17 protein-coding genes are annotated in these 18,868 nt (G+C 68.3%); 10 read left to right on the top strand and 7 right to left on the bottom strand.

Going from position 1 to position 18,868, the window contains the following annotated elements; genetic code table 11:
* Positions 1-154 precede the first annotated feature (154 nt).
* Positions 155-1,234, top strand: coding sequence for a diguanylate cyclase domain-containing protein (locus ACJEIK_RS13990; protein ID WP_409431618.1), 1,080 nt, complete (start codon positions 155-157; stop codon positions 1,232-1,234).
* Here the strand turns inward: ACJEIK_RS13990 and ACJEIK_RS13985 are convergent.
* Positions 1,224-1,913: an Rv0518 family GDSL lipase gene (locus ACJEIK_RS13985; RefSeq protein WP_061005535.1), complete on the bottom strand. Its 690-nt coding sequence runs from the start codon at positions 1,911-1,913 to the stop codon at positions 1,224-1,226. The two genes, ACJEIK_RS13990 and ACJEIK_RS13985, sit on opposite strands and share 11 nt — an antisense overlap.
* 39 nt (positions 1,914-1,952) lie before the next feature.
* Positions 1,953-3,170 carry an acyltransferase gene (locus tag ACJEIK_RS13980; RefSeq protein WP_061005536.1) on the bottom strand — a complete coding sequence of 406 codons (1,218 nt, stop codon included), beginning with the start codon at positions 3,168-3,170 and terminating at the stop codon, positions 1,953-1,955.
* Positions 3,171-3,362: 192 nt separating this feature from the next.
* Here ACJEIK_RS13980 and ACJEIK_RS13975 point away from each other — a divergent pair, with 192 nt between their 5' ends.
* Both ACJEIK_RS13975 and ACJEIK_RS13970 read left to right on the top strand, forming a co-directional pair.
* A complete protein-coding gene (locus ACJEIK_RS13975; RefSeq protein WP_409431617.1) occupies positions 3,363-3,659 on the top strand; it encodes a hypothetical protein in 297 nt (98 codons plus the stop codon).
* Positions 3,660-3,787: 128 nt separating this feature from the next.
* Entirely contained in the window at positions 3,788-4,939 is a 1,152-nt protein-coding gene (locus ACJEIK_RS13970) for an alkaline phosphatase family protein (RefSeq protein ID WP_409431616.1), read from the top strand.
* Positions 4,940-4,945: 6 nt separating this feature from the next.
* Here the strand turns inward: ACJEIK_RS13970 and ACJEIK_RS13965 are convergent, their stop codons facing one another.
* On the bottom strand, positions 4,946-5,167 hold the full coding sequence (locus ACJEIK_RS13965) for a hypothetical protein (protein WP_036420312.1): 222 nt from the start codon (positions 5,165-5,167) through the stop codon (positions 4,946-4,948).
* A gap of 181 nt (positions 5,168-5,348) precedes the next feature.
* Between ACJEIK_RS13965 and yaaA the strand changes: the two genes are divergently transcribed.
* The 4 genes from yaaA (at position 5,349) to ACJEIK_RS13945 (ending at position 9,611) form a co-directional block, all read left to right on the top strand.
* A complete protein-coding gene (gene yaaA / locus ACJEIK_RS13960; RefSeq protein WP_409431615.1) occupies positions 5,349-6,095 on the top strand; it encodes a peroxide stress protein YaaA in 747 nt (248 codons plus the stop codon).
* 151 nt (positions 6,096-6,246) lie between these two features.
* Positions 6,247-7,218 (top strand): TerC family protein, encoded by a 972-nt coding sequence (locus ACJEIK_RS13955; protein ID WP_061005542.1) that lies wholly within the window; start codon positions 6,247-6,249, stop codon positions 7,216-7,218.
* Positions 7,219-7,226: 8 nt separating this feature from the next.
* Entirely contained in the window at positions 7,227-8,648 is a 1,422-nt protein-coding gene (locus ACJEIK_RS13950) for an amidase (RefSeq protein ID WP_409431696.1), read from the top strand.
* Between the two features lie 42 nt (positions 8,649-8,690).
* On the top strand, positions 8,691-9,611 hold the full coding sequence (locus tag ACJEIK_RS13945) for an alpha/beta fold hydrolase (protein ID WP_135355756.1): 921 nt from the start codon (positions 8,691-8,693) through the stop codon (positions 9,609-9,611).
* 6 nt (positions 9,612-9,617) lie between these two features.
* On the opposite strand, the gene ACJEIK_RS13940 is transcribed toward ACJEIK_RS13945, so the two are convergent.
* From ACJEIK_RS13940 to ACJEIK_RS13925, 4 genes are all read right to left on the bottom strand, one after another.
* On the bottom strand, positions 9,618-10,916 hold the full coding sequence (locus tag ACJEIK_RS13940) for a competence/damage-inducible protein A (protein WP_409431695.1): 1,299 nt from the start codon (positions 10,914-10,916) through the stop codon (positions 9,618-9,620).
* A 24-nt stretch (positions 10,917-10,940) separates the two neighbouring features.
* Positions 10,941-11,159, bottom strand: coding sequence for a hypothetical protein (locus tag ACJEIK_RS13935; protein ID WP_036420352.1), 219 nt, complete (start codon positions 11,157-11,159; stop codon positions 10,941-10,943).
* A gap of 34 nt (positions 11,160-11,193) precedes the next feature.
* Positions 11,194-14,061, bottom strand: coding sequence for a glycosyl hydrolase 2 galactose-binding domain-containing protein (locus tag ACJEIK_RS13930; RefSeq protein ID WP_237162983.1), 2,868 nt, complete (start codon positions 14,059-14,061; stop codon positions 11,194-11,196).
* 154 nt (positions 14,062-14,215) lie between these two features.
* Positions 14,216-14,953, bottom strand: coding sequence for a glucose 1-dehydrogenase (locus ACJEIK_RS13925; RefSeq protein WP_133427448.1), 738 nt, complete (start codon positions 14,951-14,953; stop codon positions 14,216-14,218).
* Positions 14,954-15,012: 59 nt separating this feature from the next.
* Here ACJEIK_RS13925 and ACJEIK_RS13920 point away from each other — a divergent pair, with 59 nt between their 5' ends.
* The 3 genes from ACJEIK_RS13920 (at position 15,013) to ACJEIK_RS13910 (ending at position 18,801) form a co-directional block, all read left to right on the top strand.
* Positions 15,013-15,801 (top strand): HAD family hydrolase, encoded by a 789-nt coding sequence (locus ACJEIK_RS13920; protein ID WP_061001215.1) that lies wholly within the window; start codon positions 15,013-15,015, stop codon positions 15,799-15,801.
* A gap of 137 nt (positions 15,802-15,938) precedes the next feature.
* A complete protein-coding gene (locus ACJEIK_RS13915) occupies positions 15,939-17,072 on the top strand; it encodes a nitronate monooxygenase (RefSeq protein WP_061001216.1) in 1,134 nt (377 codons plus the stop codon).
* 190 nt (positions 17,073-17,262) lie between these two features.
* On the top strand, positions 17,263-18,801 hold the full coding sequence (locus ACJEIK_RS13910; RefSeq protein WP_409431614.1) for a transposase: 1,539 nt from the start codon (positions 17,263-17,265) through the stop codon (positions 18,799-18,801).
* Positions 18,802-18,868: the final 67 nt, after the last annotated feature.

Below are 18,868 nucleotides of genomic sequence, written 5' to 3'. Positions count from 1 at the left end.
GGGCGGCAGTGCCTGAGGCTGAACGTATGCGCAGAGTTTGCCGACGGCCACCGAAACCGAGTCACGCGATTGTTAATCTGCTGCATATGCAACGCAGCGTGACAGGCCCCCCGGTTCGCCGGCCGGCTGACGCGGGAGACCGCCGGGTACCCGCATGACCGCTGCCGGACAAAATCACTACTACTGGCTCACCTCACTGCTCGCCGTCCGTGGACTGCAGACCAGAACCTGCCGGGTGATCGCCGCCCTCAACGCGGTGCTCGGCATGGTTCCCGCCGTGCTGATGCTCAGCCCCGCCGGCCCGCACGGCCCGGTGCGCCAGGCGATCGCCGTCATCATCGGGGTCTTCGCGCTCGGCGTCGGCGCCGTCTGGCTGCGCCATTCCTGGCCCTCGCAGCAGTTCTCGGCGATCTCCGTGACCCTCGGCGCGATCCCGATGAGCGCGGCCTGCCTGATCATGACGGATCCGGTGCTCGGGCTGCTGGCGACCAGCGCGTTCATCTTCTCCAGCGGTTATGTGGCCTTCCTGCACCGCCCCAGCGTGCTGGCCGGTCCCTGGCTCCTCGGTGGGCTCACGCTGGGATACCTCGGAGTCCGCGTCGGGGTGGACGACCCCGCGTTGGCGGCGTGCGCTGTCCTGATCATCGCGCTGCTCAACGTCTTCGTGTTCTTCACCTGCCGCGTCGCGATCGGGCTCAGCTCGACCGACATCCACCACAGCGAGATCGAACCGCTGACCGGGCTGCTCAACACCGACGGCCTGTACTCGCGCGCCGCGAACCTGCTCGCCGCCCGCAACCGGCAGGACGACCGGCACATGGTGCTCGCCGTGGTCAGCATCGACAGCTTCCCGCTGTTGTCCTCGATGTCCGGCCAGCGGCGCGCAAACCGGGCCCGCATCGACGTCAGCCAGGCGCTACGGGAGACGGTGCGCCGCAACGCCATCGCCGCGCACATCTCCGACAGCGAGTTCATCGTCGCGGACACCTTCGCCACCCCCGACGCGTCGCCGCTGATCGACCGCGTGCAGGGAGCCATGAAGTCCACGCCCTCCCGGGTGACTGCGAGTATCGGCGTGGTCTGCACCCCGCTGGCTCCGCTGACGGTGCACCCTCCCGAGATCGTCATCGACGCGCTGCTCGCCGTGGCCGAGGAGGCGATGGAACGCGCCCGCGAGGACGGCGGCAACGACGTCCGCTACGACGTGCGGGACGACCTGCCGATCAACGAGTAGGCAGTTCCGACCGGATGCGCGGCGCGATGAGGCCCGCCAGGTAGTCATGACCGGCGTCGGTCGGGTGGACGCCGTCGGTCGCGATCAGGTCCGGACGGTCGACGAACCAGCGCTCGGCGATCGGGTCGACGAACGTGGCGCCGGCCATCCCGGCCTGCATGCCGAGCACATCGCGGATCTGCAGGATCGCCGGCGGCACGTCGGCCGTCGGCCATGGTGGCCCGATCACCAGCAGCTTGGCGCCGGGCGCCGTCGCCCGCGCCTGGGCGAAGGCGTCATGCGCCATCCCCGACAGCTGCATGAGGTCGACGCCCTGGTCATTGCGGGAGCCGAAGAACACCACCAGGGCGTCGTCCGGACGCACGGCGCGCCTCGTCAGGTCCAGGAAGATGCTGCCGTGGTCACCGCGTACGACATAGCCGGCCCGGCCCTCGGCGGCGACATCGGCGGCGATCGGGACGCCCCACGCATCGAGGTTCCGGCCCGCCTGCGCGGTCCAGCTGCGCGGCCCCTGGCCACCGAAATTGGTGCCGTTGGTGTACGAATCGCTGATCACCGCGACGCGTTCGGGCGGCATCCCCGGGCGCACGTACCGGTATGCGTGTGCGGCACCGGGCGCGCCCACCACGGACACTGCCCACAGCGCAGCGGTCAGCAACAAGGCGGTCAGATGGCGCACTGGTCTCCCATGATGAGTTGGAACTACGACGTACTGCGGTCAGCCTGCGCGTTCGGCGGGCTCTTCGTCGTCAGATATCGCCTGGAGTTTACGTTGTGTTACAACAGCTTTCGAGTCATCTGCCGGCCCGACCATGCGCCGCATCCAGTGCCGCGCCGGCTCCTCGACGTAGTGGAACAGCACCACGGCACCGGCGAACGAGCCGGCCAGCAGCGCCAGCACGATGAATTTGGTGCCCCAACTCGGCAACATGTCGATGCGGTACTGCGCCGCGGCCCAGTTCCAGGCCTGGTGCACCAGCTCGTGGACCATGTACAGGCTGAACGACACCTTGCCGCCGTAGACCATGACGCGGGTCGACAGCAGCGCGGGCAAGGTTCCGGTGCCGACCGACAGAGCCACCACGAGCGGCAGGAAGAAGACGTCGACGAGCCCGAAGTCATCGCGGATGGTCGGGATCGGATGGGCGTCGAACCAGTACACGAGACCCACGATGAGGGCCAGCAGCACCACCGACAGCACGCCGGCGATGGTCCGGCCCCGATCGGTCAGGTTCAGCTTGCGCACGGCAGCACACGCCAGCGCACCCGCGGTGAACTGCAGTACGATGCGCGGCAGCCAGCTCCACGGTGTGTAGAACTCGCCCGTGGCGGCCAGGAACAGCAGCGGCGGCAGCGTCACGCCGAAGGCCAGCCACAGCAGCGTGCGCGCGCGGCTGGCCCGGGCCACCCGGAACAGCACGATGACCAGCAGCCCGAACAGCAGGTAGGCCAGCCATTCCGCGCTGATCGACCACGCCGGGCCGTCCCAGCTGGAGTTGTCGAAGAACGGCACCACCCACAGCTGGACCAGGAACAGCTGGCGCAGGTAGTTGGGGCCGGTGAGGGTGGCGGCTTCCGCCGACGGGAAGTCACCGACGTTGAGCGTGAAGATGATCCACGCCACGGCGATATGCATGGTGACCAGGTAGACGGGCCAGACCCGGGCCAGGCGGAGCCACAGGAAATGCAGCGTCGCCCGCGTCGACCACGCCGGTCCCATGCGCTCGAGGTAGTTCCAGGTGAGGACGAAGCCGCTGAGGATGAAGAACAGATCGACGCCCTGCGCGCCGCAGTCGAGGATCGGGGCGAGTGCGTCGCTCAGGGGCGGTGACGCCTGCTTCAACAGCGGACGGAAGTGGAACAGCACCACCCACACTGCAGCGACGATGCGCAGGCCGGACAGTGCCTTGATTTCACCGCTCGGCACAACACTCATGACGGGAAAAGGGTAACAGCGGCGACGACCCAGGTCCCGACGGGAAACCTGTGACTTTCTTGGACGGCACTGCCGAGCGCCGGAATTCTCTTTCCGCCGGAATGGCGTGCCCGGCAGTAACTCTGCTCACAGAAAACAATGGAAGGGCGCCGGGGACTGGAATATTCGGCCGCCCGGGAGCATTCTGTAGACATGCTAATTAGGCGGAAATTCACGACATCAGCGGTCGCCGCGGTGGCCGCCACAGCAGCGATAGTTGCCGCTCCGGCCGCAGCGATGACCCTCTCCGGGAGCATCGGCGCGGACCGGACCGTGGTAGCCGACAACGGCTACGGCGGACCCGATGGCCAGGGCGGCGGCGGTGGCTGCGGCGACGGCGCGAACTGGCGGGGCTGTGGCGGCTGGAACCCCGTCACCGGCGGATTCGGCCACGGCTGCATCAACGGATTGTGCGGCGGCTGGGACGGCTCCCGCGGCTGGGGCGGCTGACGACGCATTTGCTCGCGGCGCGAGATAATTGCGTTTCCCCTATTCACGACGCCGAATAGGAATTCACCCTCGGTGCCGATGGCGGTAATTGCATTTACTTCGTCGGGGAAATCCTTAAGCTCGCGGCCATGGATGTCCCGAGCCCGCAGCCCGACACTCCGCATCTGGCCGACGTGGTGCCGGCCGTACTGGCCGCGATGGGCGTGACCGGAGCCCAACGCGACGGTGTGCACTTTCCCATCGACCTGCCTGGCAGCATCCGCGGCGCGTGCGTCCTGCTGATCGACGGTCTCGGCGCCCAGCTGCTCGACACCTTCGCCGACGACGCGCCGGTACTGGCAGGACTTCGCGGCCGGAATCTGCGCGTCGGCTACCCCGCCACCACCGCGGCGGGGCTGGCGGCGGTGGGCACCGGCCGGCGCTCGGGCGAACACGGCATGGTCGGCTACTCGTTCCGGATTCCCGACCATGGTGTGGTGAACGCGCTGCGTTGGACGCCCCATCCGTTCGGCGCCGATCTGCGGGACGCGCTGGTGCCCGAGGAAGTGCAACCGCTACCGACCACGTTCGGTCAGGCCACGGCCGCCGGCGTGGCGGTGAGCGTCATCTCGGGCGCCGAATTCACCAATTCCGGCCTGACCCGCGCGGTGCTGCGCGGTGGCCAGTACGTCGGGGTGCATCGCCTCGGCGACCTCGCGGCCCGAGTGCAGCAGGCGGTCGCCGACGGCGGCTTCTGTTACGGCTACCACGCCGACCTGGACATGCTCGGCCATCTGTACGGCGCGGGGTCGACGGCGTGGCGCATGCAGTTGCGGCAGGTGGACCGGCTGGTCGAATCGATCGTCGATGCCCTGCCTGCGGGCGGGCTGTTGGCGGTCGTCGCCGACCACGGCATGGTCAACCTCGCCGAGGCCGACGTCGTCGACATCGATGCGCGCCCGGACCTGTTGGACGGTGTCGTCGCCGTCGCCGGGGAGGCGCGCGCACGGCACGTCTATGTCGCCGACGGGGCAGCCGGTGCAGTCGCCGACGGGTGGCGAGAAACGTTGGGCGCCAAGGCCTGGGTTCGTACCCGGGAGCAGGCCATCGAAGAGGGCTGGTTCGGCGCGCGGGTCAGTGACGCGGCGCGCAGCCGCATCGGCGATGTCGTGGCAGCGGCCCGGGACAACGCCGGATTTGTACGTCGGACGGTCGAGCCGCTGGAATCTGCCCTGATCGGGCAGCACGGGTCGTGGACAGATGCCGAGCAGCTGGTCCCGCTGCTCATCGCTTCCGGATGACCGGAATTACTCCGGCTTCAGATGGGCGTCGTCGGCGAAAACGAGAGTGCCACTGTCCAGCAGGACGGCCCAGCGGCGTGCCGCGTCGACAATATGGTCCTCACCGACATCGACCGAATAGCCCGCATGATCGCCGTAGTCCTCGACGATCACCCCACGCACGTCTTTGGCGTCGCCACGGTTGACGCGAACCCGCATGTCAACGGCGAACTTGGCGTTCCTACCCATAACCACCCCAGCATTTCCCTGGTAATCACCGCAGGTACGAACCTCGGCCCACCGACCTCTGCCCCGACGTCAGTAGGTACCGAACTTTAGGCCACCTCGACCACAGCGGCAAAGCAAACACCTACGATTGACAGGTAGATGGTACGCGTCGTACCAACCAGCGTCGGCTACCGTCTTCGCCGTGATCGTGCTGCTGCCGCCCTCTGAGACCAAGCGCCCAGGTGGAGACGGAGCGCCGCTGCGGCTCGGCGCGCTCAGTGTGCCCGAACTCACGCCACTGCGCGCGGCACTGGTCGATGAACTCGTCGAGCTCGCAGCCAGCCCGGAGGCGAGCCGCAAGGCCCTCGCCATCTCCGCGTCACAGGACTCGGAGATCCAGCGCAACGCCGAACTGCGCAGCGCCCCGACGATGCCGGCCATCGACCGCTACACCGGGGTGCTGTACGACGCCCTCGACGTCGGCTCGCTGCGCGGCGCCACCGCGACCCGCGCTCGCTCGCGGCTGGCCGTCGGGTCGGCGCTGTTCGGACTGCTGCGCGCCGATGACCCGATTCCGGCGTACCGGCTTTCGGCGGCGTCGAAACTGCCCGCCGGCGGCACTCTCGCCAGCCGCTGGAAGCCGGTCCTGGAACCCGTGCTGGCGCAATTCCAGCAACAGGAGCTGATCGTCGATCTGCGGTCCGGCTCGTACGAGGCGCTCGGCAAGATTCCCGGCGCGGTGACCGTCGACGTCTACACCGAACACCCCGACGGCCGGCGCACCGTCGTCAGCCACTTCAACAAGGCCCACAAGGGCCGGTTGGCCCGGGCGCTCGCCGGCAGCCGCGCCGAACCGAGCGATGCCGCCGGCGTCGCCGCCGTCGCCCGCCGTGCCGGCATGCGCGTCGAGCGCGACGGGGCGCAGTTGACCGTCCTGGTCACGGCGTGACGCCGGCGTCTGCGATAATGGTTCTCGAGGGGAGTATTCCTTCGCCGCGGTGTCGTCATCACGTTGCCCAATGTCGGGCAGCCGGTGCCGCGGGCCGCTTCGGCGGTGGTAGAGACCTCGGTCGTTTTCTGACGCCCGGAGGCACCCTCGCATGAATGTTTCAACGCTGGAATGGTCCATCACCCTCGGGGTGACGATCGCCGTACTGCTCTTCGACGTGGTGGTGATCGGCCGCCGCCCACATGAACCCACCAACCGCGAAACCGCCGGCTACCTGGCGCTCTACATCGGCCTCGCCGTCGCCTTCGGCATCTGGGTATGGCAGTTCCACGGCGGCGAATACGGCGTCGAGTACTTCGCGGGCTGGCTCACCGAATACAGCTTGTCGGTCGACAACCTGTTCATCTTCCTGATCATCATGGCCAGCTTCAAGGTGCCGCGGGTCCTGCAGCAGGAGGTGCTGCTGATCGGCATCATCCTGGCGCTGATCTTCCGTGGCATCTTCATTGCCCTTGGCGCCGTTGCCATTTCGCAGTTCTCGTGGATCTTCTACCTGTTCGGCGCGTTCCTGGTGTACACCGCGATCAAGCTGGCCCGCGACACCGAGCACGACGACGACGCCGAGAACTCGATGGTGCGGTTCGCCCGCAAATACCTCAAGGCCTCGGACCAGTGGGACGGCAGCAAGCTGCACACCGTGGTGAACGGCAAGCGGGTGCTGACCCCGATGATCCTCGTCATCATCGCGCTGGGCACCACCGATCTGCTGTTCGCGCTCGACTCGATCCCGGCGATCTACGGCCTCACCCAGGAGCCGTACCTGGTGTTCACCGCCAACGTCTTCGCGCTGATGGGGCTGCGCCAGCTGTACTTCCTGCTCGGCGACATGCTCAAGCGGCTGGTGTACCTGTCGCAGGGCCTGGCCTTCATCCTCGCGTTCATCGGCGTGAAGCTGGTCCTGCACGCGCTGCACGAGAACACACTGCCGTTCATCAACGGCGGCGAGCCCGTGCACGTACCGCAGATTCCCACGCTGCTGTCGCTGGCGGTCATCATCGTCACGCTCGTCATCACGACGGTGGCGAGTCTGTGGAAGACCCGCGTGGACAGCAAGGCCGGGTGACCGATCGCATGGACGATGCCATCGGGCAGGCGCAGCTGGTGGCCAGCGGCGCGGTGAGCAGCGCCGAGTTGCTGGAGGCCGCGATCACCCGGCTCGAATCGGCGCGCCCGCTCAACGCCGTGGTCACCGACCTGTTCGACCGCGGCCGCGAACAGGCGCGCCGGCTCGACGAGTCCGGCGCGCTGCGCACCGGCACGGCCGGACCGCTGGCCGGGGTGCCGTTCCTGCTCAAGGACCTCGGGGCGTCGCTGGCCGGCGCCCCGGAGGCCATGGGGTCACGGGCGCTGCGCAGCCACGTCGCCGACCAGACCGCCTGGATCGTCCAGCGGTATCTGGATGCCGGGCTGGTGATCTTCGGCAAGACCAACACCCCGGAGTGGGGCAACCACTGCACCACCGAACCGTCCCTGTTCGGGCCGACGGTCAATCCGTGGTCACCGGAGGTCACCCCGGGCGGGTCGAGCGGCGGGTCCGCCGCCGCCGTCGCCGCCGGCATCGTGGCCGCCGCCTCCGGTGGCGACGGGACCGGCTCGATCCGGGTGCCGGCATCATGCTGCGGCGTCGTCGGCCTCAAACCGCGCCGCGCCCGGACCTCGTTCGCGCCCAGCGCCGGGCACGGGCTGGAGGGACTGGTCAACGAGCACGCCCTCACCCGCACCGTCCGCGACTGCGCGGCGCTGCTCGACGCCGTCACCGGTGGCGCGCCGGGCGACCCGTACTCGGCTCCCCTGCCCGCCCAGCCGTTCCTCGACGCCATCGCGCAGACCCCGGCGGCGCAACGCATCGCGATCGCGGTGGATTCGCCGCTCCCGGGGCCGGGCACCGACCCGCAGGTCGCCGCCGCTGTCGAGGCCACCGGCGCGCTGCTGGCGGCCCTGGGCCACCACGTCGAGCCGTCGGCGCCGAGCATCGATGCAGACGCTGTCGCCGACGCCGTCGCGGTGCTGCACCGGGTCAGCAACGTCCAACTACATGAGCTGGCCGCGGCGCACCTGGGGCGCCCGCCGCGCGAAGACGAGTTCGAACCGAGCACCTGGATGATGATCCGCGAGGGATTCGCCACCACCGGCCTGGCCTACGCCCAAGCCATCGCGGCCATCCACGACCAGACCCGGCGGTTCGCCGCCGGGATGGCCGGCCACGACGTCCTGCTGGTGCCGACACTGCTGTCCGGACCGCCGCCGTACGGCCTACTCGACCAGCCCCGCGCCGGCACCCGGGAATTCTTCGACGTCGAGTTCGCCACCACCGGCTGGACGTCGCTGGCCAATGTGACGGGCTGGGCCGCCATTTCCCTGCCGCTGGGCCGCACCACCGAGGGACTGCCCATCGGTGTCCAGCTGATGGCGCCGGACGAGACCATCTTGCTGCAACTGGCCCGGCAGCTGGAGCAGGCCGCACCCTGGGCGGACCGCTACCCGCGCCCCTGAGGCCGCCCACTGCGGCGGAAATCTGCGTGCAACAATTCGGTAATGGTCATATCGATCGATCGCCCGAAGCTGGAAGGCAACATCGCCGTCGGCGAGGACCGCCAGATCGGTTTCGCCGAGTTCGGGAACCCGCAGGGGCGGGCGGTGTTCTGGCTGCACGGGACGCCCGGCGCGCGCCGGCAGATCCCGACCGAGGCCCGCAGTTTCGCCGCCCGCAAGAACATCCGGCTGATCGGCATCGACCGCCCCGGCATCGGATCCTCGACGCCGCACCAGTACGAGAACGTGCTCGGGTTCACCGACGATCTGCGGACCATCGCCGACACCCTCGGCATCAACCGGTTCGCGGTGATCGGCCTGTCCGGCGGCGGCCCCTACACGCTGGCCACCGCGGCCGCCATGCCCGACCGGGTGGTCATGGCCGCGGTGCTCGGTGGCGTCGCACCGCTGATCGGCGAGGACGGCATCAGCAGCGGCCTGATGGAACTGGCCAAGATCGTCCGGCCGATCATCGAGGTCGCCGACACCCCCATCCGCTGGGTGGCCGGCTCGCTGATCAAGCTGATCGGGCCGTTCGGCTCCCCCGCCCTGGATCTGTACGCCCGGATTTCCCCCGACGGCGACCGGAACCTGCTGAGCCGCCCAGAGTTCAAGGCGATGTTCCTCGACGACCTGCTCAACGGCAGCCGCAAGCAACTCGCCGCACCGTTCGCCGACATCGTCGTGTTCGCCCGCGACTGGGGCTTCCGGCTCGAGGACATCAAGGTGCCGGTGCGCTGGTGGCACGGCGATGCCGACCACATCGTGCCCTACGCCCACGGCCAGCACGCGGTGGCGCGCATCGCCGACGCCGAGATGTACACGCTGCCGGGCGAGAGTCACCTCGCGGGTCTCGGTGTGCCCGAGGACATCCTGACCAAGATTCTCGAGGTCTGGGACGCCGCCGACCTGGCCGCGCAGTAGAGGCGGTCAGACCGTCGCGGGCTGACCGCTGAGGACGCGGCGCAGCATGTGCATTGCGACGGTCGTGGACCGCTCCCGGACGTCGGCCCGGTTGCCGGGCAGGTGAAAGGTCCGCGTGTGGTACGCGCCGTCGGCCAGACCGACACTGAAACACACTGTGCCGACCGGCTTTTCGTCGCTACCGCCGCCGGGACCGGCGATGCCGGTGATGCCCACGGCGACGTCGGCGCCGAACCGCCGCAGCGCCCCGGCCGCCATGGCCTCGGCCACCGGTTCGGATACCGCACCGTGGGCCGCGATCAGCGCGGGATCGACGCCGAGCAGGTCGGCCTTGGCTTCGTTCGAGTACGACACCACGCCACCGGCCAGGTAGGCCGAGGAGCCGGGCCGGTCGGCCAGGCGCGCCGCCAGCAGACCCGCCGTGCACGACTCGGCCGTCGCGATGGTGCGGCCCGAAAGGAGTTGCGCCACTTGATCATCGACCAGTGCGCCGTCCTCGGAGAAGACATCGTGCGGATGACGCTCACGCAGCAACGCGGCCAGTTGCCGGTAGCTGTCGGCGGCATCGGGTTCGTAGCGGGTGACGATCTCCAACTCGCCGCGACGCAGACACGTCGTGATCTCCAGCCCCGCGAAGCCGGGCACCAGGGTCTCGGCCTCCCGCAGGGTCTCGGCCAGCCCGGACTCGGGTAGCCCGAACATCCGGATGGTCTCCTGGCGGTAGACCGTGCGGCCGGCGATCGCACGTTGCGCCGTCGCCGTCTCGATGGCGCGGCTCCACATCGGCCGCAGCTCGCGGGGCGGTCCGGGGAGCACGATCACCGTCGGTGCGCCGCCGGCCCGGGTGACCACGACACCCGGTGCCGTGCCGACGGGGTCGAGGATCTCGACGCCGTCGCCCGCCGGCACCAGTGCCTGTTTACGGTTGGCCGCCCGCACCGCCTCGAAATCGGCGCCCGGGAACCGGCCCATGAAGGACCGCAGGATCTCCGCGATGCGCTCCTCGAGCGCTTCGTCGAGCACCAGCTCGCGGCCACAGAACTTCGACACCACGGCGACGGTCATGTCGTCGGCCGTCGGCCCGAGCCCGCCACTGGTGACGATCAGGTCGACACCTTGTGCGGCAAGGAAATTCAGTTGCGCTTCGATGTCCTCGGGCCGGTCACCGCAGATGGTGATGTGGGCCAGCTCGACGCCGAGTTCGAGCAGCCGATCGGCCAGCCACGGCCCGTTGAGGTCCTGGACCCGGCCGGTGAGAACTTCGGTCCCGGTCACCACGATGCCCGCACGCACGCCCATGGCGATCAGGGTACGGCGCTGCGGGCCGGGTCAGACCGCCAGCCAGGCGCGCACGGTGTCGAGCTCGCGCGTGTACTGCTCCATGATGTCGTCCTGGAACCGCGTGCCGCCGCTGATCGCGTCGTCACCGCGCCAGATCACACGGACCCGGGACGCGCCACGCAGGTAGACGTCGACGCGGTCGTCCGTGTGCCGCTGCCACCCGCTTGCGGCGGTGCGCTCGGCCAGTGCGGAGCGTTCGTCAGCCATGTGTTTCTCCTTCACGTCGACTCACCATCATGTCCTATGCGCCCGGTCTCGGGACCCGCGGTACCGCGTCGGGCGCCGCGGGCCGGACGTCGGGCTCGGCCAGACCGGGGTCGGCCACCGAGGCCCGCGCGGCCGCCTCCGCCGAGTCCTGCGGCGGACGGCTGCCGGTCACCGGGACCGTCACGGGCGGCGTGTTGTAGCCGCCGACCCGGACCCAGCCCGCGTTCACGCCCGGTTTCGGCACCAGCCCCCGGACGTGCGCGGTCTCCCCCGGGTACACCGTGACGTAGTTGTCGCTGTACTCGATGGGCAGGATTTCGTCGGCGTCGGGAGCGGTGGTCAGCTCGGCCCGCTCGAAGAACGCGACCTGCTTGGTCGGGTTGCGCAGCGTGATGTCGACGACCTGCTGGCCGTCACCGTTCACCGTGCCGGCGGCGCTGACCTCCAGGCGGGCCTTCGTCATGTAGTTCAGCGGCGTCATGTCGGCCCACGCGGTCTGGTGCAGCTCGAAGGCGACGTCCTTGCGGGGGTCACCGATGTCGTCCTGCTGCGACTGCCAGTAGTCGTTGTCGGCGATGACCTCACCGACCGGGTTCAGCAGCTCGCACCGCACGAAGAACACGCGCGAGTCGGGCACTTCGCGCGGCAGCGTCATCGCCACGGCGGCGGCACCGGAGACGACGTCGTACGGATCGCTGGTGCGGTCGTCACGAACGTTCCCGTTGATGTCGTAGATCCGGGTGCGGACCCGGAGCCCGACGGCGTTCTCCGGGCTCTGGTTGGTGATGCTGATCTTGGCGGTGCTGTGGTCGCCGGTCGCGTACGAATCGAACGTCACCGACAGCGGCTGCAGGCCCTTCTTCGCGCCGTAGTACGCACCGCCGGGCCGCAGGTAGTAGTCGAAGATGTTGCCGAAGAACGACGGCCAGTGGTTGTTGAGCATCCAGTAGATCGTCATCTTGCGGTCCGCCCAGCCCAGGGCGGCGAACGACTCGAACTGGGCCCGCGTCGCCTCGTAGTGCGCCAACTGCGCCTTGCGCGTGAATTCCTCAGCGCCAGTGGAGGACCCGTAGCGCTGCACGACGGCGTCACGGATGCTCGCGAGAGCCTCGTTGCCGGGGTTGGAACCGGCGTGGAAGTACCACATGTCGTTGATCGGCCACAGCTTGTCCGGCGGGATGAACTTGCGCAGACTCGCGAACGGCGGGATGTGCTCGTTGTCGCCCTGCTCGGCGGACGCACCGCGGGCGGCGGCATAGTCGCCGTCGAACCAGTACGCCGGCGGCCGCCATGTGTAGGGACCGGCCATCTGAATGCCGTCCCACAGCCGGTTACCCGAGGAATCGGTCGTGTAGGACGACACCGTGTCGACAACGGCGTTCTGCCAGTGCAGCTTTCGCAGAATCTCGTGGTACTGCGCGAGGATGTCGGCGGGCGGGTGCCCGTCGCTGGCGTTGGCCCAGACGAATGCCGACGCGTGCGATCGCAGCATCATGATCTGCGACCGGAGACTGTCCTGCGCGACCCGGTGGTCCTCCTGGCCCCACTGCGGCCACTTCTCCCACTGGTTGCAACACATCCAGCCCACCATCAGCGGGATGCCCAGTTCGTCGGCCCGTTCGATGAAGCGCGCACCCGGAATCTTCGATTCCATCCGGATCATGTTCAGACCCAGATCCTTGACGTAGCGCAGGATCGCGTTGTCGCGGTCGGGGTCGTCGCGGTACAGCAGGTCGGGCGTGTAGGTGGCGCCGCGCGCCAGGAAGTCGCGGCCGTTGACCTTGAGGTAGAAGTTGCCGCCCGAACCCAGCTGCGGGAACTCCTCGCTGCCGTCGCGCCCCTGCTCGATGGACCGGATGCCGAAGCGCTGCTTCAACTCGTCGGTGGCCTGGCCGTACTGCAGAAACTGGATACGGAGGTCGTAGAGGTCGGGCCGGCCCATGGTGTACGGCCACCACAGGTCCGGGTGCGAGACCCGCAGCGCCTCGTAGTCGCCGGGGCTGAACGTGACGTCGCGGCTCTCCCCCGGACCGAGCGACACCGGCCGCTCGATGTCGATGTCCGCCTTGCCGGCGCGGGTGATGGTCGCCCGCACGACACCGTTGATCCGCTCGCCGGAATAGTTGGTCAGACCCGACCGGACACTCAGCTGGGCACTGTCGGTGCGCGGCAGCGGCAGCTGGCTGTTCACGGTGGCATCGGTGATCGCCACGTCGCCGGACATCTTCAGGGTGACGGGCTTGAGGATGCCGGCGTTGCGGTCCGCCACGAACGAGTTGCCGTTCGCCGGGTTCTTACCGGGCCCCTGGTAGCCCAGGTAGTTCCAGTTGATCCAGTCGAACCAGCTGTCGGCCAGCTCCACACCGTCGACGTCCTGCAGCGCCCGCTCCGGGGTGACCTTGACGGCGAGGGTGTTGCTGCGGCCGCGGTCGATCCACTTCGACACGTCCAGCGTGTGATCGACGTACATGCCCGCGACCTGCTTGCTGTCGGCGATCTGGCGCCCGTTGAGCCAGATCTCGGCCCGGTAGTTGATGCCGGGAAAGTTGAGCCGGTACGTCGAGTGCCCCGCCGGTGCGACGAATGTGGTGCGGTACCACCAGTCCTGCTTGTACAGGTCCTGTGGCACCTTCGTCAGCAGGTTGTCGCCGTAGTAGAGGTCCGGGTAGGTGCCGTCGTCCTGCAGTGCCTCGAGCACCGTCGCCGGCATGTGCCGCACCTGGTGCCAGCCGGGTCCGGCGGCCGGGAATCCGTCGAGGCTGAGCTGCGCGCCGGTGGCCACCATGCCCTGCGCGGACGACAGCTGCCAGCCTTGCGCGAGCTCCACTTCGGCGGCTGCGCTCATGGGCCTCAGCAGGCGCGGCAGATCACCGGTGCACGCGAACAGCAGCACCAGAGACATGACGGCACCCAGCACTGCACCGCGGCGCAACTCGGTTGAGATAGCCCTGCTCCCTCCGAAATGACAGCATCTGAACGCGCTTCTACAACCGAATGCGCGATGTGGGGGCACCTCATTGTGCCCCGTCAGACCGGCAGTTCCGGAATCGCTGAGGTCAGAACTTATGCGGCACGTCGGTCGTCAGGCCGCCGTCGACGACGAACTCGCTACCGGTGGCAAACGACGATTCGTCGCTGGCCAGGAACACCACAAAGGTCGCTACCTCATCGGACTGCCCGGGACGGCCCAGCGGCGCGATCATCATGTCGTCGGGGAAGTACTTCGTCATCGGCGTGCGGATGAAGCCCGGCAGGATCGTGTTGACGCGGATCTTGTCCTTGCCCAGGTCGATGGCCGCCGATTTGGTCAGCCCGCGCACGGCCCACTTGGACGCGACGTACGCATGCAGCAGCGTCGCGCCGCGCATGCCTTCGATGGACGAGATGTTGATGATCGAGCCGCTGCCGGCCTCCCGCATCGGCGCGACGACCGCCTGCATGCCCAGGAAGGTGCCGGTGAGGTTGACGTCGATGCACTTCTGCCACTTGGCCATGTCGAACTCGCCGATCTTGCCGAGGGCACTGATGCCGGCGTTGTTGACGAGGACGTTCAGCAGGCCGAACTGTTCGGTGGCAGTGGCGACCGCGGTTGCCCACTGCTCGGCGTCGGTGACGTCGAGGTGGACGTAGCGGGCGGCGTCCCCGAGTTCGGCGGCCAGCGCCTCGCCCGGCTCATCGAGGATGTCGCCGATGACGACCTTGGCACCCTCGCCGACCAGCATCCGGGCGTGCGCCGCGCCCATCCCCCGAGCGCCGCCAGTGATCAGTGCAACTTTTCCGTCCACGCGTCCCATGCCGGGTCACGCTACCGTGCGGCCGATGGGTAGCCGGGAGGCCCGGCATACTGGTCAGCATGTCTGCGCCGAACGCCGGGCCGATCACGGGGCCGATCGCTGCGATCGACGCCGATGACACCGCGGACGCCGGCGCGGAGAAGTCGAACGTCGGCGCGTTCTTCGACGTCGACGGCACGCTGGTGTCCGGTTTCATCGCGACCGTGCATGCCGCCCACCGGTTCCGGCAGCGGCAGGCGGCTTTCGGTGAGCTCACCGGAATTCTCGAGGCGACGGTGCGATACAAGTTGCGCCGCATGGAGTTCGAGCGCTTGCTGGTGCGCGCCGCCGGCTACCTGCGCGGCGAGTCCCTCGCCGAGCAGGAGGCACTCGGCGAGCAGCTGTTCCACAGCCACGTGCAGGCCAGGATTTTCCCGACCATGCGCGAGGTCGTGCGCGCCCACCAGCGGTCCGGCCACACGGTGGTGCTGAGTTCGTCGGCCCTGACCATGCACGTGATGCCGCTGGCCCGTTATCTCGGGGTCGAGCACGTCATCTGCAACCACTTCACCGTCGATGCCGACGGCGCCCTCACCGGCGACATCGTGCGGCCCATCGTCTGGGGCCACCGCAAGGCCGCCGCGGTCGAGGCGTTCAGCCAGGCGAATCAGGTTGACCTGCAACAGAGTTACTTCTACGCCGACGGCGACGAGGACCTGCCGCTGATGCGCGTCGTGGGGCACCCGATTCCGGTCAATCCGCGGCCCGGGCTGGCCGCCGAAGCGGAGCGACTCGGGTGGACGGTGGTCCGCGCGGCCGCCGCGCCCAGCGCTCGGCCGGGCTGGCTACGACGACTCACCCGTCGCTGAGCTTCTGGAACGGTCGTCGCCCGAAATCTGGGCCCGAATCCGCGCGTAGCCTTGCGCGCCGGACCGTCACGCGGTACTAAATTAGAACACGTTTCAGTTTTGCCGCTTCCGCCTCGGCCCCAGCACAAGGAACCCCAATGCGTACCGCTATCTGCGACCAACTCGGCATCGAATACCCGATCTTCGCCTTCACCCACTGCCGCGACGTGGTCGTGGCCGTCAGCAAAGCCGGCGGCTTCGGCGTCCTGGGCGCGGTCGGCTTCTCCCCCGAACAGCTCGAGATCGAGCTGAAGTGGATCGACGAGAACATCGGCGACCACCCCTACGGCGTCGACATCGTCATCCCCAACAAGTACGAGGGCATGGATCAGGTCGACCTGGATCCCGACGTGCTCAAGAAGCAGCTCAACGCGCTGGTGCCGCAGGAGCACCTGGACTTCGCGAAGAAGCTCCTCGCCGACCACGGCGTGCCGGTCGACCACAGCGACGACGACGCCCTGCAGCTGCTCGGCTGGACCGAGGCCACCGCGACCCCGCAGGTCGAGGTCGCGCTGCAGCACCCGAAGTGCACGCTGATCGCCAACGCGCTGGGCACCCCGCCGAAGGACATGATCGACCACATCCATGCCGAGGGCCGCAAGGTCGCCGCGCTGTGCGGCTCGCCGTCGCAGGCCCGCAAGCACGCCGACGCGGGCGTCGACATCATCATCGCCCAGGGCGGCGAGGCCGGCGGGCACAGCGGTGAGATCGGCTCGATCGTGCTGTGGCCGCAGGTGGTCAAGGAGGTCGCGCCGGTGCCGGTGCTGGCCGCCGGTGGCATCGGCAGCGGCCAGCAGATCGCCGCGGCGCTGGCGCTCGGCGCACAGGGCGCGTGGACCGGTTCACAGTGGGTGATGGTCGAGGAGAGCGAACACTCCGAGCAGCAGCACGCCGCCTACGCCAAGGCCAGCAGCAAGGACACCGTGCGCAGCCGGTCGTTCACCGGCAAGCCGGCGCGGATGCTGCGCAACGACTGGACCGAGGCGTGGGAGAAGGAAGGCAACCCGAAGCCGCTCGGAATGCCGTTGCAGTACATGGTTTCCGGCATGGCGGTGGCGGCCACGCACAAGTACCCCAACGAGAGCGTCGACGTCGCGTTCAACCCCGTCGGCCAGGTGGTCGGCCAGTTCACGAAGGTCGAGAAGACCGCCGCGGTGATCGAGCGCTGGGTGCAGGAGTACCTGGAGGCCACCGGCCGGCTCGAGGAACTGAACGAAGCCGCGTCCGTGTGATCGAGGCGTAGCTACCCGAGCACAACGCCGTTTGCGCCTCGGATCGTGGTCAGTATGTGGCTGTTGCAGAATCGCGGGCCGCGGTGCGTGACTGAGGGTGCCATTCTCGCGATACTTGGGTGTGGCTCGTGGGTATCGTCCGGTGGTACGTGACCAGCAGTTTCTGTTGCCGCCCAACATGATTGACTGGTTGCCGGAAGATCATCTGGTCTGGTTCGTGATCGAGGTCGTGAAGGCGCTGGATACCGCGGCGTTCCACGCTAACCGCAAGCTGGGCGGTGCCGGCCGGCGGGCGTATGACCCAGACATGCTGCTGGCATTGCTGATCTATGCCTATGCCAGTGGGGAAGGCTCATCGCGGCGTATCGAGCAGTTGTGTGTCGACCATGTGGCTTTTCGGGTGCTGTGCGCCCAGGACGCTCCCGATCACAGCGCGATCGCCCGGTTCCGCGCCACGCATCAGGACGCGTTCACAAGCCTGTTCGCCCAGGTGTTGGCGTTGTGCTCGGCGCAGGGGATGGTCAAGGTCGGGGTGGTATCCATCGACGGCAGCAAGATCGCCGCGAACGCGTCCCGAGGAGCCAACCGGTCATCGGAATCGGTGCAACGCGAGGTCGAGCGGATCAGCGCCCAGATCGCGCAGACCGTGGTCGACGAGGCGGTGGCCACTGATGCCGCCGAAGACGCCGAGTCCGGCGACGGGCCAGGCGGCGGTCAGGGGCTGCCCGAGCAGTTCGCCCGTCACAGTGGCCGGGCGGCCAACATCGCCAAAGCCGTCTCTGAGTTGCAGCGCCGCCGCGACGCCGACGCTGCAGCCGATGCGCACGATCAGAAGGCCGCCGAGGAGTACCTGGCCCGGGTCGCCGCTGGCGGCCCGGTCGGGCGGCCCCCGGGCAATGTGGACCCGGTGCGCTACCACCAGGCACGAATTCAGCGTGCCCGCAACAATATTGATCAGGTCGAAGGCGTCCCAGGAGCTGCCGCGGCCAAGACCCGCGGCGATGCCCGATGCAAGATCAAGGCCGCGCAGAAGGACTTGGCCAAGGTCCAGGCGGACATCGCCGCCGGGCATCAGCCTGACCTGCGCGGTAAAGCCGCTCGAGCACGTGATCGGCGTGCGGACCGGGCGCATGCCCGCGGTGCCGTAGCCGATCCGGTGAACATCACCGACCCCGACTCCCGGTTGATGACCGAAGGCAGCGGCGGCGGATCGGTGCAGGCCTACAACGCCCAATTCATTGTCACCGACGATCATTACGTGCTGGGCGTACACACCAGCCAGGACGCCAACGACACCCACTGCTATCTGCCGGCCATCGCCGAAGCCACCACACAGGCTGATGGGCTGGGCAAGAAGATCGGCCTGGTGCTGATGGATTCGGGCTATTTCACCGACGAGAACCTGACCGCCACTGGACCCGAACGGCTCATCGCCCCGGGCAAGAACCGTGACCTGTACGCCGACGTACGTGAGGACCCCACCAGCGGGGAGCCACCACCGGACCTCGATCCTCAAGACGCGATGCGCTACCGGTTACGCAATCCCGCCAACGCCGAACGCTACAAACGCCGCAGCGCTACCGTCGAGCCCGTCTTCGCCCACCTCAAAGAACAGATCAAACTCCGCCGCTTCGCCCGCCGCGGACTGGCTGCGGTGACCGCTGAACTTAACCTCGCCGCCACCGTCATCAACATCCATCGTCTGTACAACACCCAACCGGCCATCTAGGGCCAGCTGGGTGCTGTACAGACCACCAATCGCCTGACACATCAAATAGGGACATAGCAGGCGATTG

Origin of the sequence: Mycobacterium sp. SMC-16 (assembly GCF_046250085.1) — a bacterium.
Classification (GTDB): Bacteria; Actinomycetota; Actinomycetes; order Mycobacteriales; family Mycobacteriaceae; genus Mycobacterium; species Mycobacterium phocaicum.
The sequence above is the reverse complement of the archived record's forward strand: the minus strand, read 5'-3'. Positions and strand labels throughout refer to the sequence as shown.

Bases quoted from the DNA above. Each gene is read 5' to 3' on its own strand.
- ACJEIK_RS13970 (WP_409431616.1), top strand. From the start codon at position 3,788: ATGGATGTCCCGAGCCCGCAGCCCGACACTCCGCATCTGGCCGACGTG.
- ACJEIK_RS13945 (WP_135355756.1), top strand. From the start codon at position 8,691: ATGGTCATATCGATCGATCGCCCGAAGCTGGAAGGCAACATCGCCGTC.
- ACJEIK_RS13990 (WP_409431618.1), top strand. From the start codon at position 155: ATGACCGCTGCCGGACAAAATCACTACTACTGGCTCACCTCACTGCTC.
- ACJEIK_RS13975 (WP_409431617.1), top strand. From the start codon at position 3,363: ATGCTAATTAGGCGGAAATTCACGACATCAGCGGTCGCCGCGGTGGCC.
- ACJEIK_RS13965 (WP_036420312.1), bottom strand. From the start codon at position 5,167: ATGGGTAGGAACGCCAAGTTCGCCGTTGACATGCGGGTTCGCGTCAAC.
- ACJEIK_RS13935 (WP_036420352.1), bottom strand. From the start codon at position 11,159: ATGGCTGACGAACGCTCCGCACTGGCCGAGCGCACCGCCGCAAGCGGG.
- ACJEIK_RS13920 (WP_061001215.1), top strand. From the start codon at position 15,013: ATGTCTGCGCCGAACGCCGGGCCGATCACGGGGCCGATCGCTGCGATC.
- ACJEIK_RS13925 (WP_133427448.1), bottom strand. From the start codon at position 14,953: ATGGGACGCGTGGACGGAAAAGTTGCACTGATCACTGGCGGCGCTCGG.
- ACJEIK_RS13980 (WP_061005536.1), bottom strand. From the start codon at position 3,170: ATGAGTGTTGTGCCGAGCGGTGAAATCAAGGCACTGTCCGGCCTGCGC.
- ACJEIK_RS13915 (WP_061001216.1), top strand. From the start codon at position 15,939: ATGCGTACCGCTATCTGCGACCAACTCGGCATCGAATACCCGATCTTC.
- ACJEIK_RS13930 (WP_237162983.1), bottom strand. From the start codon at position 14,061: ATGTCTCTGGTGCTGCTGTTCGCGTGCACCGGTGATCTGCCGCGCCTG.
- ACJEIK_RS13955 (WP_061005542.1), top strand. From the start codon at position 6,247: ATGAATGTTTCAACGCTGGAATGGTCCATCACCCTCGGGGTGACGATC.
- ACJEIK_RS13950 (WP_409431696.1), top strand. From the start codon at position 7,227: ATGGACGATGCCATCGGGCAGGCGCAGCTGGTGGCCAGCGGCGCGGTG.